Source organism: Bradyrhizobium sp., assembly GCF_027451485.1.
Lineage (GTDB): Bacteria > Pseudomonadota > Alphaproteobacteria > Rhizobiales > Xanthobacteraceae > Bradyrhizobium.
In genome coordinates this window covers 1-15,830 of the sequence record NZ_DAIDJE010000180.1, presented here as the reverse complement: position 1 = coordinate 15,830, position 15,830 = coordinate 1, and the positions used below count along the sequence as shown (strand labels likewise).

The window sequence follows — 15,830 nt, the reverse complement described above, 5'->3', positions numbered from 1 at the left end:
ATCGCCCGATCCGAGCTTTGTTGTGTGGTTTTGACTGTTAGCCACCCACTGCGTGGCTTTCGGTTGCGATCGGTACGGCACGCGGCGAGCGGCTAGGCTTCAACGCACTCAGATTGCTAATGAACTGACGCGCGCTGTTTTCCCAGGAGCGCTCCAGCGCAAATTGACGGCAGGTTTCGCGCGACATCGTGAGCGCACGCAAGCATGCGGCGTGCAGGTCACTGTCGAGCGCGCCGATCGGATGATCGGCGATCACGTCGATCGGGCCGGTGACCGGAAACGCAGCAACCGGCGTGCCGCAGGCAAGCGCCTCCAGCTGCACGACGCCAAATGTATCGGTGAGACTCGGAAACACGAAGACATCGGCTGCGGCCAGATGCGCGGTCAGGTCCGCGCCCTTCCTTTCGCCGACGAACTTGACGTCGGGATACTTCTGCTCGAGTTCGCGCCGCTGCGGCCCGTCGCCGACCACCACCTTCGAGCCGGGCAGATCGAGCGACAGGAACGCCTCGATGTTCTTTTCGATCGCGACGCGCCCCATGGTCATGAAGATCGGGCGCGGCAGATCCAGTGTCGCCGGATGGTCTGGATTGAACAGCTTCGTGTCGACGCCGCGCCCCCAGAAGGCGAGCTTGCGGAAGCCGCGTGCGGAAAGCTCATGATAGAGAGAGGGGACTGCGACCATGGTCGTCGCCGCCGCATTGTGGAAATACCGCAGCACCGCATAAGTCAGCCACGCCGGGATGATCGAGCGAACCGCGATATATTCCGGAAAGCGCGTCGTATAGGAGGTCGTGAAGGCGAGTCCGCGCCAGCGGCAATAGGCCCTTACCGCCCAGCCGATCGGACCTTCCGTCGCGATGTGGATGGCTTCCGGGTTCGCTGCCTCGATGCGCCGCGCGATCTCGTGCCGGTTCGGCCAGGCGACCCGCAGACCCGGATAGGTCGGAAGCTCCATCGAGGGAAAACCCTCGGGGGTGAGGAATTGAATGTCGCCACCAAGCGGGCCTGCCGCCCGCTGCAACGAAGTCAACGTGCGGACGACGCCATTGACCTGGGGGTACCAGGCGTCTGTCGCAATCAAGATTCGCATCTGGCGCCCACTCTCCGAAGTTCGTGTTCCACCTCAGCGCCCACCTTTCACAAACTTCCGGAAAGTCATGAGCGCCAGCAAACTCTGGATTCGAGTGCCGCTTTCGATTTGAAGTCCCCGAACCGGACTCGCCTTGCGGCGCGGAGACTTCAAACCGGCGCACTCGCCTACCGATTCAGCCTTGCTGATTCCTTGCGGCGCGACGTTGCGTCAGAGATATTTCAGGCGTGTGACGTCATAGAGGTTAACGCGGCCGATTTTCGCCCAGCGGGTCCTTTTCCGAGCTTTCCGCTCGCCCGCAGCCGCGGTTTTCCCGCTTATGACATCGGGATGAAATGACTCGAATGCGACGACGAGTCTCAAGCAGCCACGAAACGTCCTTCATCTCATCCAAAGGAAAGACGCCGCTGCCTGCCTCAGCGGCTTCTTTCCATCCGGCAATAATTCCACCATATTGCCGCCCGGCTTTCGCGCTTTACCTCCGCTTATGCCGAGCCGCTTCACTCGTGCCGCGAATCGGAAGTCCCTGTCGGTTTCGCCGCGAGTTCATTGCGGGAACTTCAAATTCAAGGCCGTCCTGGAATTCACAGGTTGCCGAGCTTTGCTTCCGAAGTTCGCGTCAGAGGTTGCGGTAATACCGTGCGAACTTCGGAATCGGAGCTCTGGCGCCAGCCTGCCCGTCCCTGTAAATTCCTCAATGAAAGCAATCCGGGGGGACGATGCGGCTTAAGGTCATTCTGCTCGCAATTACGGTGGTCGCGGGATCGTTTTTTGTCAGCCTGAAGCTGATGGATTGGCTGGTGCCGCGCGGTCCGCTGCGCCCGGCCGCCATGGCCGAGTTGCCGCCGTTGCCACCTGCGCCCCGCAGTTCGGTGATCCTGGCACAGGTGACCATTCCCATAGCCGCAATCCGCAACGCGGCCGACCACGCCGCCCCGCGCAATTTCTCCGGCAAGGCCGAAAATCCCGTCTCGCAACTCCTGCAGAACGCCGACATCGGCTGGACCGCCTCGCGCGGGCCGATCGGGATCACGGGCGCTCAGGATGCGCTCTCCCTGAACACGGCACTGGCCGGAAGACTGAATGTCACCGGTTCGCTGGCGGCCAAGACGACGGGCGCGGTCGGAGATGCCATCGGCGGGCTGCTCGGCACCAATGTCGCCAGGCAGATCGCGAGCATCAATATCAAGGGGGTCAACGCCAACGCCGAGATCAAGGGCAATGTGACCGTCACCGCGCGGCCGAGGTTCGGCGCCAACTGGCGCATTGAGCCGAACCTGACCGGGCAGGTCAATCTCGGCGACACCACCATGTCGGTGGCCGGCGCGCGCCTCAATGTGCCGACCGAGATCAAGCCGCTGCTGGACAAGAGCGTCGCCGATCAGATCGCAGCCGCGGACGACCGCATTCATAACGACTCGTCGTTCGAACGCAGCGCGCGCATCCAATGGGCCAAGGCCTGCCGATCGATTCCCCTGCAAACCGGCAGCCCGTCGACACCGCCGCTGTGGCTCGAAATGCGGCCAACCCGTGCGGTGGCGGTGCAGCCCAATGTGAGCGCGACGGCAGTTACCACGACGGTTGGCATCGAGGCGGAAACCCGCATCACGCCCAAACAGACCACGCCGCTGTGCCCCTTCCCGGAAAAGCTTTCCGTCGTGCCGCCGACGCAGCCGATCGTGGCGATCGATATTCCGATCGACATCCCCTTTACCGAAGTCGACAAGATCGTCGAAGCGCAACTGGTCGGCCGGACCTTTCCCGAGGATGGCTCGGGTTCAGTGAACGTGACCGTGAAGCGGGCAGAGGTTTCCGCCTCGGGCGACCGGATTTTGATTTCACTCCTGCTCCACGCCAAGGAGAAGAGCTTTTTCTCCTTCAGCGGGGAGGCGACCGTGCATATCTGGGGCAAGCCGGTGCTCGACAAGACAAACCAGATCCTGCGGCTCGCCGATGTGGAGATGGGCGTGGAGTCGGAGGCAGCCTTCGGCCTGCTCGGCGCGGCGGCCCGAGCGGTCATGCCGCACCTGCAGAGGGCCCTCGCCGAGAAGACCACTGTGGATTTGAAGCCGTTCCTGGGCGATGCGCAGAAGATGATCGGAAGCGCGATCGCCGATCTGCAGAAGAACGAAGACAACGTGCGGGTGACGACCGATATTACCAACCTCGCGCTCGCGGACATCGCCTACGATTCCAGGACGCTGCGCCTGATCGCCGAGGTCTCCGGCACGATCAACGTCACAGTGGCGGCGCTGCCGGGGCTTTGACGCCACTCCTCATCCTGAGGAGCATCGCGAAGCGATGCGTCTCGAAGAATGAGTTGGCTCTCACGGTTCTTCCACCGATGCAACCGGTCAGGCGAATGCGCGCCCGACGACGGTCTCCGCGTCCTCCGGACACGGCTACTTTCCGTTCGCAACGGCCTCGCCGCGCGACTTGGCCTGCTCAGGTGCGCGCCTCCTGACCGTGAGGGTTTGAAATCGTCGCTGGAAATACCGACCTTTCCGCCTTTACGGGCAAAGCCCAAGCCCGGTAAAACAGCGGCGCAAAACAAGCCTGAAAGGGAGAACGACACCATGAAATCCTGCACCGCGACGTTGTTGGCCGCTGTCGCTGTTGCCGTATCCGGCGGCGCGGCGAGCGCGCAAATTTCCGACGACGTCGTCAAGATCGGCGTCCTGACCGACATGTCGAGCCTTTATGCGGACGCCACCGGCAAGGGATCTGTCGCCGCCGTGCAAATGGCAGTCGCCGATTACGGCGGCAAGGTGAAGGGCAAGCCGGTCGCAGTGATCTATGCGGACCATCAGAACAAGCCCGACGTCGGCGTGTCTATCGCCCGCAACTGGTACGACAACGAGAAGGTCGACGCGATCTTCGACGTGCCGACTTCATCCGTCGCACTGCCCATTTCGGCGCTGACACGCGAAAAGAACAAGATCAACATCAACTCCGGCGGCGGCACTTCCGACCTCACCGGCGTCGCCTGTTCGCCCAACACGGTACACTGGACCTACGACACCTATGCGCTGTCCAACGTTGCCGGCAAGGCAATGGTCAAGCGCGGCGAAGATACCTGGTTCTTCGTCACCGCCGACTACGCATTCGGCCAGGCGCTGGAGCGCGACGCCGCCAACGTCGTGAAGGAGAATGGCGGCAAGGTGCTGGGCGACGTCCGCCATCCGCTGAATTCTTCCGACTTTTCCTCCTTCCTGTTGCAGGCACAGGCCTCCAAGGCCAAGGTAGTCGCGCTCGCCAATGCCGGCGGCGATACGACGAACGCGCTGAAGCAGGCGGCGGAATTCGGCATCACCCAGGGTGGTCAGAAGATGATCGCGCTGCTGATGGAAATCACCGACGTGCACGCCCTCGGCGCCAAGGCGACGCAGGGCCTGATCGTCACCGACGCCTTCTACTGGGACCGCGACGACGAGACGCGCGCCTTCTCCAAGCGCTTCAACGAAAAAGTCGGGCACATGCCGACCATGATCCAGGCCGGCCTCTATTCGGCTACCATGCATTATCTGAAGGCGATCGAGGCCACCGGCAGTGACGACTCGCAAAAGGTGATGGCGCAGATGCGCGCGACGCCGGTCAACGATTTCTTCGCCAAGAACGGCAAGATCCGGATCGACGGCCGCATGGTCCACGACATGTACCTGTTCGAGGTCAAGAAGCCCGAAGAATCAAAGGGCGAATGGGACCTCTACAAGCTGCTCGCCACCGTTCCCGGCGACGAGGCATTCCGTCCGCTCGACAAGGGCAACTGTCCGCTGGTGAAGAAGGATTGAGAATTGCGGAGCGTCGGTCCGCGCGATCCGATCGGCTCGCGCGAACGCGTGCCTGACGTCAGGCCTGCAACGAATTGTGGCACCTGAGAGCCTCGAGATTCTCTGCAAGCGCATATGGTGACTCATCGCGACGCGACGGCAGGGAAGGCCGAGTAAAAAGAACGCGTCCGGAAATATCCGGGCGCGTTCTTTGATCGTTTTCCATAATGATCGCTGCCGCAATCACTCCGAATATTTGAATTCCGGCATTGCCTTCAGCTCGTCCTTGTTTGCGTTGAAGACAGCATGATCCGGATACCAGGGATTGGACTTGCCGGTGGACGCGCTGCCACTGGCTGCCGATCCGGTAGTTGTCGACGGGCGGGTCGCGCCAGCACCACCCCCGGGGGCAGTGGTGCTGCTCGCCGTGCCGGAATAGGCGACGGGTTCGTTGACGAATTTGACCTTGTCGAGCGGCACCGCCACCAGATGCTCGCCGACGCCGAGGAAGCCGCCGACGCCGAGCACCACGGCCTTGATATTTCCGCTCTTGTCCATCAGCAGATCGTTGATCGAACCGAGGCTCTCATTGTTATCATTGTAGACCTTGAGACCCACGACCTTCGAGGCGCGCCAGTCGCCCTTGAGCGAGGACTCCGGAATCGACGCGCCAGTGGCGTGACCGGTCGAAGGCGCCGGGGTTTGCGCCGAGGCAATGGTCACAAGCAACGCGGTACCGGCCAAGGCGGCCGTAACAGTTTTGGCGAACATTGTTTCCTCCTTCCAGAAAACGTGACAAGGAAACACGATCCCCGTACTTGCTGTTCCGCGGTTCCTGCAATTTCGATCGGCACCGAGGAAATTTGGGTTCCCTCTTGCAGCGATTAACCGATGGGATCTCACACGCCGAAGCTAGGTGCCGCGCGAATTTTTTCCGCGCTCCCCATTCAACTGCCATGGGCGGCGGCAGCTTGCTCTCAGTTCACGCGCCATCCGCCAAACAGAAGGGGAGAGCCGTGCATGGACCATGCTTCGAGACCGAGCACGGATCTTTCCGGAGGCACTGGACCCCGCCGGTCAAGAGAATGATCGATCAACATGGCTCTTGCCGGCCTGGATGCCCGGTATCACAAGGGTTTGCTGCAGCATCAGCGTATGTCAGGATCAAGATAAACTTGCTGCGTGAGGGCCCTGCGCCTCTCAGATGTTGCGGGCTGTTGCGACCGCGATTCCGGAAATATCCGGAAACAAAAAAGGTGGTCTCTCGCCCCGAAATCTGAGGCAAAGGATTTGGCTGCCGAGTGCGACGAATTTGAAGTTGCGATCGGCGTTGCCGCAAGCCAGTCATAGCAAGTCAGTCATAGGAAGTTCGAATTTCAAACCCGCCGCTCAAATCGATCAACAGCTGAAGCTCCTTTGATTCCGAAGTTCGCATCAGAGGTTGCCACAATCGCTTGCGAACTTCGAAATCGGAGCTCTGGTGTGCCGCCGAACATCCTGGTGGTCGAAGACGACCGCGAAACGCGAGCCTTGATTGCGAAATATCTCCGCAACAATGCATGCAACGTGATCACCGCCAATGACGGGCGCGAGATGGCTCGCGCCTTGACCGATCATCGCGTCGATCTCGTCATTCTCGACGTCATGCTGCCGGGTGAAGACGGCTTGAGCCTGTGCCGCAAGCTCCGCAGCGAGTCACAGGTGCCGATCATCATGCTGACCGCACGCGGCGAGGATGTCGACCGCATCCTCGGGCTCGAGATGGGCGCCGACGACTATCTGCCCAAACCCTTCAATCCGCGCGAACTGCTCGCCCGCATCAATGCCGTGCTGCGCCGGCAAGCTGCCGCGCAAACCGCCAGCGCGATGTCCGGCGCAACCGCGCTGATGTTCCAGGGCTGGCGGATCGATTTCCGTCTGCGCGAATTGCGCAATCCGGCCGGCGCGCGCGTCGCCATGACGTCAGCCGAGTTTGACCTGCTCCGCGCCTTTTGCGAGCGGCCGGGACGCGTGCTCTCGCGCGACAGCCTGCTCGATCTGACGCAAGGACGCAGTGCCGGCTCGTTCGAGCGCTCCATCGACGTGCTGGTGAGCCGGATCCGCCGCAAGATCGAAACCGATCCGCAGGATTCCAGCATGATCAAGACCGTACGCTCGGGCGGCTATCTGTTCACGCCGACGGTAGAGGCGGCGGGCGCTCCCCTCGATGCCGCCAAATGAAGCTGGCCGACTTCCTGAACCTGAGGACCATCGGCGGCCAGATCACCGCGCTGGTGATCGCATCGATCCTCGCCATTCACGCGATCCTGACCTGCCTTTTCCTGCTCAACCGGCCGGACCAGCCGGATCCGACGATCGATCGCGGTCATGCCCAGTTTGCCGCGGCCGTCATGCTGCTCGGCGCATCAGTTCCTGCCGAACGCCCACGCCTGGTGGCCGACCTCGCGCGCGCCTTTCCCAAGCTCGACGTGCAACTGCTGCCGCAAGGTCCAATTCCAAAGGCGAGCGAACCCGAAGGCCTTGACCTGCGCGGCCTGCATCGCCGGCTCGACGCCAGCTATCGCATCTTTCCGCTCGCCGATGGTCAAAGCCGCCACAAGGTCGGCATTGCGCTGCCCGATGGCGCCATGATCTCGGCGCGGGTGTTGCCCGACCGGCCGCGGCCGTTCTGGATCGGCTCCTGGATGGTGACGCTGCTGTTCATGGTCGTCAGCGTCAGCCTGCTCAGCCTGTGGGCCGCGCGGGCACTGACCGCGCCGCTATCGGCCTTCGCGAAGGCGGCCGAGAATTTCAGCGTCAACCGTGCAGCCGCTCCCCTGCCCGAACGCGGGCCGGACGAAATCCGCTTCGTCGCGAAGGCGCTCAACCGGATGGGCGAGCGCATCAGCGCCCTGATCGACGACCGCACCAAGATGCTGGCGGCGATCAGCCACGATCTGCGCACGCCGATCACGCGGATGCGGCTCAGGGCGGAGTTCATCGATGACGAGATGCACCGGCACCGCATGATGAGCGATCTTGACCAGATGCGGGCGATGCTGGAATCGGTGCTGTCGTTCCTGCGCAACGATCGCAAGCTCGAGGCCATGACGCTCACCGATATTGCCTCCAGCTTGCAGCTCGTCGCCGACCAGTTCGCCGACACCGGGCACAAGGTCGCTTATCAGGGCCCGGGGCATGCCATGGCAACCGTGCGGCCGGACGACCTGACGCGCTGCGTCACCAATCTCGTCCAAAATTCCGTCCGGTACGGTGCGCTCGTCACCATCCGCCTGTCGATCTCGGCCGAAGCCGCGACCATCGAGGTCGAGGACGACGGCCCCGGCATTTCGGACCCGCGCAAGGAAGTGATGCTGGAACCGTTCGTGCGCGGCGACGACGCGCGCAACATGGATGAGACGGCGGGCTTCGGCCTGGGGCTATCGATTGCCCGCGCCATCGTGCTGGCGCACGGCGGCAGGATGTCGCTCCATGATCGCCAGCCGCACGGGCTGATCGTCCGCATCGAATTGCCGGTGCGGCAGCGTTCCGGTTCCGACATTCGTGCGCAGGTCGCTGCGGTCTAGGTTACGAATGTCAGAGCCAAGCGAAGGCCGCAGAGGCGGCCGGATGAACCTTTACGCCGCGATCGCTTCGATCTCTTCATCGAAATAGGCAACCGCCTCGAAACGGTAGTCGCAGGCCATGCAGCGCCAGAGATAGAAGGTGCGGCCGGGCTCGTTCTCGACCCATTCGGGCAGTGCAATCAGCCTGCCGCATTGGGCGCATGGATTTTCCCGAGGCAACGAACGGAATCCGGTTCCGGCCATGGCGCATCTCTCCCGTCTTTTTGTTAGATGTGGAAGCTGATCGGACAGGGCTGCTGTCGGATCGACGCTTCCGACGCGATGATACATGAATGAACGATTAATGGGGCAACACAACGGCAGAGTCACCGCGACGCGTCGCCGCGATCGATCAAATTTTCGCTTGTTCGATCTGACGCGTGCCGACTACCTGGCGCCGGGTTCCACGACCGGTTCAAGCGTGTGCAATGCACCCGCCTTGCGGAGGTGGATCGTGGCGATGTCGTCGCTATAGACCTTCTGCCAGCCATCCATGTGATCGAGCAGCTTGGTCGCCGCGCTTTGCGTGCGCATCAGCGTCGCCTGGATGTCATATTCCTTGAGCAGGCGGAACAGGTTCTCCGGCTCGATCAGGCCTGACGCATTGTTGTGATCGACGAAGAATTTTTCGCCGTAGAGTTCGGTGCGGCCGTCGATGAAGGGCGCAACCCCGCTGGCGATCAGGTAGCCGCCGAAATCATAGTCGTTGAAGACGCGGTCGAGCTTGAGCTTCTTCAGTTCGGTCACCGCCTGCACCGGCGAGTTGCCGGTATAGGGCGCATAGCGATGGATCGACGCAAAGCCGAGCGTGCCGGCCGCCAGGACGATCACGAGCGCTGACAGCATCGCGCCGCCAAGCGGCTTCCAGGAAGACGACGAGGATTCCACCTGCGCGCCGTCGATCTGCCGCGCAAGGGGCGTTGCCAGCACGAGCGGCGACAACAGCGCGAGAATTTCCGCCGCCCGCCCCTGCGACAGCGCCATGTGAACCAGTCCGAGCAGGATCACGATGCGCATCGGCGGCAGGGTGATGCCGCGATAGAGCGCAAGTCCGATGCCGCCGAGCAGGCAGACTTCCAGCGGATGCACCGTGGAGAAATCGGCGGCGTGCCATTCGGTGATCAGCGGCAAGGCACTGCCTAGCGCCAGGATCTTCCGCGACGCCAGCAGCGACTCCCAGCCATAGGGCGTGCAGCAGCCCGCGACGACTGCCAATGCAGCAAAGATCGCCCATCGGCCTGCGAGCGATACCCGCTCGCCGGATCGTGCCCGGGCCAGACAATCGAGCGCGATCGGCGCCACCATCATCAGGCCAAAGACGAAGCCGCCGTGCAGGTTCGCCCACAGCGCCATCAGCGGCAGCAGCATGAACGAGGGCGCCTCGCGCCGCTCGGCAGCGGCGATCAACTCGCCGATCCAGGCGACCATGACCGGCAGTGCCAGCACATGCGGCCGGGCCAGAAGATGCGGCGCGGTCAATGCGAAGGCGACGGAGAGAAAGACCAGCGCGGCGCCGTCGCTCAGGCTCCGGACGAGATATCGCGCCAGCAGCGCGAATGTCGCCGCGCTTCCCAGCGCCGCCAGCACCACCGGCCCGCTCCAGCCGGCCCAGGCATAAACCTGCGCGTAGAGAACCTGCGCCAGCCACTGCGTGGAGATCCAGGGCTGGCCGCGCATGGTGAAGGAATAGACGTCGGTGTGCGGCACCGCGTGATGGTCGAGGATCCATTGCCCGACTGTGATCTGCCACTGCGTATCGGGATCGAGCAGCAGGCGATTGCCGCTGACGACAAGCACCGCATAGATCACGACGCCGACCCAGAGCGGCAGCGAACCGCGCAGGGTCTTGGCGGCTGGCACGGCGTCGGCGGTGGCCATGGTCATAGCGGAATCCGGATCGCGCTGTCGTTTTCAGACCGATCGAAGCACATCAGGGCATAATTCCGGGTAAACCGGCGGGTCAGGATCTGCCGGACATCGCCGGGTTTTTGCCATATCGATGCCCATAATCGCAGGCGGGCGCATCCGGCGGACCGCCCGGAGGCCATCTCATGAAGCGTCTGTTAACCCTCGCATCGCTTGCCCTTGCCGCGGCCCTGCTGTTCCCGCAGGCCGCCTTCGCCCAGCGCAGCCAGTATGACGAGCTGGTCGCCAGGCATGCGCAGGCCAACGGCGTGCCGGTGGAACTGGTGCACCGGGTGATCGTGCGCGAGAGCCGCTACAATGCTTCGCTGGTCGGACGCGGCGGCACCATCGGCCTGATGCAGATCAAGCTCGCGACCGCGCGAAGCCTCGGCTACACCGGCACCGCCGAGGGCTTGCGCGATCCCGACACCAATCTCACCTATGCCGTGAAGTACCTTGCGGGCGCTTACCGCGCCGCGGGTGGCAACCACAACCGCGCGGTCGCCTACTATGCGGGCGGCTACTATTACGCCGCCAAGCGCCAGCGGATCGCTCACCACGAAAGACCCGGCGAGCCGCTGGTGATCACGCCGGTGGCCGCCCGGGAATAGGCACCTCGCGTTGCGGACGGGAGTCCCTCCAGGCCGCCGGATCAGCATGCAAATGCCGAGGCGCTGCACGGCGTCCGGGGCACGCATGCAGATCGTCCGGGACCGCCGGGGGATATCGCGTTGACACCCCGCATCAGGGGTTTAAATTGGAGTTGTTCCGAGGGGAGCTCTGACGAGGAGCTGAGAGACCGCACCCTCTGGTCCGGGGTTGATCTTCAGGATGCCGATCCGAACGATCATGCCAGCAGGAACCAAGAGACCGCGGTGACCCTTTGAACCTGATCCGGGTCATGCCGGCGAAGGGACAGGGATGTACCAGAGTTCGACCAGTCCGCGGGAGCAATCCCCGATTTCCGTCATCGGTGCAGGCGTCGCGGGCGCGTGGCAGGCGCTGCTGTTTGCGCAGGCCGGACACACCGTGACGCTGCATGAACGCAGCGATGCCGGCCTGATGCTCTCCACCAGCCACTGGGCCGGCGGCATGCTCGCCCCCTATTGCGAGAGCGAGGTCGCCGAGCCCCTCATCAGCCGTCTCGGCCTGCGCGCGCTCGATTTGTGGCGGCGCGAATTGCCGGATACCCCGTTCAACGGCTCGCTGGTGGTGGCGCATCCGCGCGATCGCAGCGATTTCGAGCGCTTCGCGCGACTGACCGAGGGTCACCAGCGGCTCGATGCCGCGCGGCTTGCCGCGCTCGAGCCATCGCTGGAGGGGCGTTTCCGCGAGGCCCTGTTCTTCGCCGCCGAGGGGCACGTCGAGCCGCGGCGCGTGCTGCCGAAGCTGCACGAGCGCATCGTCGCCGCCGGCGGCACCATCCGGTTCAACAGCGATGTGAGCGCCGAGGACATCGACGGTCTCGTGATCGACTGCCGCGGGCTTGCCGCACGCGACGAACAGCCCGAACTGCGCGGCGTCAAGGGCGAATTGATCCTGATCGAGACCGACGAGGTGACGCTGTCGCGCCCGGTGCGGCTGATCCATCCGCGCTGGCCGCTTTATGTGATCCCGCGGGAGGATCATCTGTTCATGCTGGGCGCAACCTCGATCGAGGCGGAAGACACCGGCGTCAGCGTGCGCTCGGCGCTCGAACTGCTCAGCGCCGCCTATACCGTGCATCCGGCCTTTGCCGAGGCGCGCATCGTCGAGTTCGGCTCGGGCCTCCGCCCCGCCTTTCCCGACAACCTGCCGCGCATCGCCGTCGGCCGCGACAACCGCATCGCCGTCAACGGGCTTTATCGCCACGGCTTCCTGATTGCCCCGGCGCTTGCCGAACTGACGCTCAATTATGTCGAGCGCGGCCAGATCGACAACGAGGTGATGCAATGCGCGTGATCATCAACGGCGAGGCGCGCGAGATCGCATCGAGGAGTGTCGACGCGCTGCTCGGTGAACTCGACTATGAGGGCACGCACTTTGCGATCGCAGTGAATTACGACGTGCTGCCGAAGAGCCGCTGGGCGGAAACGCCGCTCAAGGCCGGCGACGAAATCGAAATCATCACGCCGCGGCAGGGAGGGTAGTTTTTCGTGATGGCCGGATCGAGCCCGGCCATGACGAAAAAGAGAGCAGAAGAACATGGTCAGATTCTACGAAAGAGAATTTCAGTCCCGCCTTCTGATCGGCACGGCGCTCTATCCCTCGCCGGCGATCATGCAGAACGCGATCCGCGCTTCGGCTGCCGAGATCGTCACCGTATCGCTGCGGCGCGAGGCCGCCGGCGGCAAGACCGGCGATGCCTTCTGGAAGCTGATCCGCGAGCTCGACGTGACGGTGCTGCCGAACACCGCGGGCTGCCGCAGCGTGCGCGAGGCCGTGACCACCGCAAAGCTCGCGCGCGAGCTGTTTGCGACCTCCTGGATCAAGCTGGAGGTGATCGCCGACAACGACACGCTGCAGCACGACGTCGTCGGTCTCGTCGAAGCCGCCACGATCCTGATCAAGGACGGCTTCGACGTGTTCCCCTATTGCACCGAAGACCTGTCGGTGGCGATGCGGCTGGTGGACGCCGGCTGCAGGGTGGTGATGCCCTGGGCCGCGCCGATCGGCTCGGCGCGCGGCATCATCAATCCCGATGCGCTGAAACTTCTGCGCGACCGCCTGCCGGACGTGACGCTCGTGGTCGATGCCGGGCTCGGCGCGCCCAGCCACGCCGCGCGCGCGCTCGAACTCGGCTATGACGCAGTGCTGCTCAACACCGCCATCGCCAAAGCCGCCGACCCGGTCGCGATGGCGAAAGCGTTCCGTCTGGGCATCGAAGCCGGGCGCGCGGCCTTCGAGGCCGGATTGATGGACGCGCGCGACTTCGCCTCCCCTTCAACCCCCGTGGTCGGGACCCCGTTCTGGCATGCCGTATCCTGATCGCTTTTATCCGGTCGTCGATAGCGTCGCCTGGGTCGCGCGGCTCGCGCTGCTTGGCGTCGGCACGATCCAGCTGCGCGCCAAGAATCTGAACGACGCCGATGCGCTGCAGACCGTGAAGGATGCGCTCGACGTCATTCACGGCACCGACGCGAAGCTCGTGGTCAACGACTACTGGCGCGCGGCGATCGAGGCCGGCGCGAAGCATCTGCATCTTGGCCAGGAAGACCTCGCCGACGCCGACCTGCCGGCAATCAGGGCCGCCGGCCTCACTTTGGGCATCTCGACCCATGACGATGCCGAGCTGGCAACCGCGCTGGCCGCCGAACCCGACTATGTCGCGCTCGGCCCGATCTTTCCGACCACGCTGAAGTCGATGCGCTTCGCGCCGCAGGGCATCGCGAAGATTACCGAGTGGAAGAGACGCGTCGGCGACATTCCGCTGGTTGCGATCGGCGGCATCAAGCTCGAACAGGCAGGCGGCATCTACGCCGCCGGCGCGGACTCCATCGCGGTGGTGTCCGACGTCACCCAGAATGCCGACCCCGATGCGCGCGTGCGCGCCTGGCTCGGACTGAAGGAGGCGGCGTGATGCTCAGAGCCAATTCACCATCCTCGTCATTCCGGGGCGCGAGCAGAGCGAGCGAGCTATGGTGCGCAATTGCGCACCTGAGAATCCATTCCACCACTTGTTTTAGTGGCCCGATGGATTCCGGGCCTGCGCCTACCGCGCAAAATAGCTTCGCTATTTTGTCGCGACGGCGCATCCCGGAATGACGGCAGAGAACGACGACAAGTAAGGAGGACCCCCATGAACATTCGCTCCAATCCCGACACGACCGTCCCCGCCGTGACCACGGGCGCGCTGCCCTCCTCACGCAAGATCTTTGCAACGCCCGATGCGGCGGGCGACCTGCGCGTGCCCTTGCGCGAGATCATTCTCTCCGAAGGCGCGGGCGAGCCGAATCTTCCCGTCTACGACACCTCCGGCCCCTACACCGACCCGAACGTCGTGATCGACGTCAACAAGGGCCTGGCCCGTCATCGCACCGCCTGGGTCAAGGAGCGCGGCGGCGTCGAGCAATATGAGGGCCGCACCATCAAGCCGGAAGACAACGGCAATGTCGGCGCGGCACATGCCGCAAAGGCCTTCACCGCGCATCACAAGCCGCTGCGCGGGCTCGACGGCCACAAGATCACCCAGCTCGAATTCGCCCGCGCCGGCATCATCACGAAAGAGATGATCTATGTCGCCGAGCGCGAGAATCTTGGCCGTAAAGTACAGCTCGAACGCGCCGAGGCAGCGCTGGCCGACGGCGAAAGCTTCGGTGCATCCGTGCCGGCCTTCATCACGCCGGAATTCGTGCGCAGCGAGATCGCGCGGGGACGGGCGATCATCCCCTCCAACATCAACCACGGCGAACTCGAGCCGATGATCATCGGCCGCAACTTCCTGACCAAGATCAACGCCAATATCGGCAACTCGGCGGTGACCTCGTCGGTGGAAGAGGAAGTCGACAAGATGGTGTGGGCGATCCGCTGGGGCGCCGACACCGTGATGGACCTCTCGACGGGCCGCAACATCCACACCACGCGGGAATGGATCCTGCGCAACTCGCCGGTGCCGATCGGCACGGTGCCGATCTACCAGGCGCTGGAGAAGTGCGACGGCGATCCCGTCAAGCTGACCTGGGAGCTCTATAAGGACACCCTGATCGAGCAGTGCGAACAGGGCGTCGACTACTTCACCATCCACGCCGGCGTGCGGTTGCCCTATATCCACCTCACCGCCAACCGCGTCACCGGCATCGTGTCGCGCGGCGGCTCGATCATGGCGAAGTGGTGCCTGGCGCATCACAAGGAGAGCTTCCTCTACACGCATTTCGACGAGATCTGCGACCTGATGCGCAAATACGACGTGTCGTTCTCGCTCGGCGACGGCCTGCGGCCGGGCTCGATTGCCGACGCCAACGACCGCGCGCAATTCGCCGAACTCGAAACGCTCGGCGAGCTGACGAAGATCGCCTGGGACAAGGGCTGCCAGGTGATGATCGAGGGCCCCGGCCATGTGCCGATGCACAAGATCAAGATCAACATGGACAAGCAGCTGAAGGAATGCGGCGAGGCGCCGTTCTACACCTTGGGCCCGCTGACCACCGACATTGCGCCGGGCTATGACCACATCACCTCGGGCATTGGTGCGGCCATGATCGGCTGGTTCGGCTGCGCGATGCTCTGTTACGTGACGCCGAAGGAGCACTTGGGGCTGCCCGACCGCAACGACGTCAAGACCGGCGTCATCACCTACAAGATCGCGGCGCACGCCGCCGATCTCGCCAAGGGCCATCCGGCCGCGCAACTGCGGGACGACGCGCTGTCCCGCGCGCGCTTCGACTTCCGCTGGGAGGACCAGTTCAACCTCGGGCTCGATCCGGAGACGGCGTGCAAATTCCACGACGAGACGCTGCCGAAGGAAGCGCACAAGGTCGC

The 15,830-nt window shown here is 63.7% G+C and carries 14 protein-coding genes and 1 riboswitch; of the genes, 10 read left to right on the top strand and 4 right to left on the bottom strand.

Features of this window, described 5'->3' with window-relative positions; genetic code table 11:
- Positions 1–37: 37 nt before the first annotated feature.
- Entirely contained in the window at positions 38–1,093 is a 1,056-nt protein-coding gene (locus NEZ08_RS21900; protein WP_298111705.1) for a glycosyltransferase family 1 protein, read from the bottom strand.
- A 719-nt stretch (positions 1,094–1,812) separates the two neighbouring features.
- Between NEZ08_RS21900 and NEZ08_RS21895 the strand changes: the two genes are divergently transcribed.
- Positions 1,813–3,360, top strand: a complete 1,548-nt coding sequence (locus NEZ08_RS21895; RefSeq protein ID WP_298111703.1) for a DUF4403 family protein — start codon at positions 1,813–1,815, stop codon at positions 3,358–3,360.
- Positions 3,361–3,669: 309 nt separating this feature from the next.
- Entirely contained in the window at positions 3,670–4,884 is a 1,215-nt protein-coding gene (locus NEZ08_RS21890) for an ABC transporter substrate-binding protein (RefSeq protein WP_298111701.1), read from the top strand.
- A 222-nt stretch (positions 4,885–5,106) separates the two neighbouring features.
- Here the strand turns inward: NEZ08_RS21890 and NEZ08_RS21885 are convergent, their stop codons facing one another.
- Positions 5,107–5,634: a PRC-barrel domain-containing protein gene (locus tag NEZ08_RS21885; RefSeq protein ID WP_298111699.1), complete on the bottom strand. Its 528-nt coding sequence runs from the start codon at positions 5,632–5,634 to the stop codon at positions 5,107–5,109.
- A 711-nt stretch (positions 5,635–6,345) separates the two neighbouring features.
- Here NEZ08_RS21885 and NEZ08_RS21880 point away from each other — a divergent pair.
- Both NEZ08_RS21880 and NEZ08_RS21875 read left to right on the top strand, forming a co-directional pair.
- A complete protein-coding gene (locus tag NEZ08_RS21880) occupies positions 6,346–7,083 on the top strand; it encodes a response regulator (RefSeq protein ID WP_298111697.1) in 738 nt (245 codons plus the stop codon).
- On the top strand, positions 7,080–8,429 hold the full coding sequence (locus NEZ08_RS21875) for an ATP-binding protein (protein ID WP_298111694.1): 1,350 nt from the start codon (positions 7,080–7,082) through the stop codon (positions 8,427–8,429). Before NEZ08_RS21880 ends, NEZ08_RS21875 begins: the two co-directional genes overlap by 4 nt.
- A 51-nt stretch (positions 8,430–8,480) precedes the next feature.
- Here NEZ08_RS21875 and NEZ08_RS21870 read toward each other — a convergent pair whose 3' ends face one another.
- Positions 8,481–8,672 (bottom strand): hypothetical protein, encoded by a 192-nt coding sequence (locus NEZ08_RS21870; protein WP_298111692.1) that lies wholly within the window; start codon positions 8,670–8,672, stop codon positions 8,481–8,483.
- A gap of 183 nt (positions 8,673–8,855) precedes the next feature.
- Complete coding sequence (locus tag NEZ08_RS21865) at positions 8,856–10,352, bottom strand: hypothetical protein (RefSeq protein ID WP_298111690.1); 1,497 nt, start codon at positions 10,350–10,352, stop codon at positions 8,856–8,858.
- Positions 10,353–10,519: 167 nt separating this feature from the next.
- Here NEZ08_RS21865 and NEZ08_RS21860 point away from each other — a divergent pair, with 167 nt between their 5' ends.
- The 6 genes from NEZ08_RS21860 to thiC form a co-directional block, all read left to right on the top strand.
- Positions 10,520–10,984 (top strand): lytic transglycosylase domain-containing protein, encoded by a 465-nt coding sequence (locus tag NEZ08_RS21860; RefSeq protein ID WP_298111688.1) that lies wholly within the window; start codon positions 10,520–10,522, stop codon positions 10,982–10,984.
- Between the two features lie 150 nt (positions 10,985–11,134).
- Positions 11,135–11,307: riboswitch (TPP riboswitch) on the top strand.
- The gene (locus NEZ08_RS21855; RefSeq protein ID WP_298111686.1) at positions 11,295–12,314 is read left to right on the top strand and encodes an FAD-dependent oxidoreductase; all 1,020 of its coding nucleotides are present in this window, start codon (positions 11,295–11,297) and stop codon (positions 12,312–12,314) included. Its footprint overlaps the riboswitch before it by 13 nt.
- On the top strand, positions 12,305–12,502 hold the full coding sequence (gene thiS, locus NEZ08_RS21850; protein WP_298111685.1) for a sulfur carrier protein ThiS: 198 nt from the start codon (positions 12,305–12,307) through the stop codon (positions 12,500–12,502). Before NEZ08_RS21855 ends, thiS begins: the two co-directional genes overlap by 10 nt.
- Before the next feature lie 55 nt (positions 12,503–12,557).
- A complete protein-coding gene (locus tag NEZ08_RS21845; RefSeq protein WP_298111683.1) occupies positions 12,558–13,340 on the top strand; it encodes a thiazole synthase in 783 nt (260 codons plus the stop codon).
- The gene (locus NEZ08_RS21840; protein ID WP_298111681.1) at positions 13,327–13,932 is read left to right on the top strand and encodes a thiamine phosphate synthase; all 606 of its coding nucleotides are present in this window, start codon (positions 13,327–13,329) and stop codon (positions 13,930–13,932) included. The genes NEZ08_RS21845 and NEZ08_RS21840 overlap by 14 nt, the downstream gene beginning before the upstream one ends.
- 219 nt (positions 13,933–14,151) lie before the next feature.
- Positions 14,152–15,830: phosphomethylpyrimidine synthase ThiC (gene thiC / locus NEZ08_RS21835; protein WP_298111679.1), on the top strand; the 1,679-nt coding region annotated here is incomplete at its 3' end.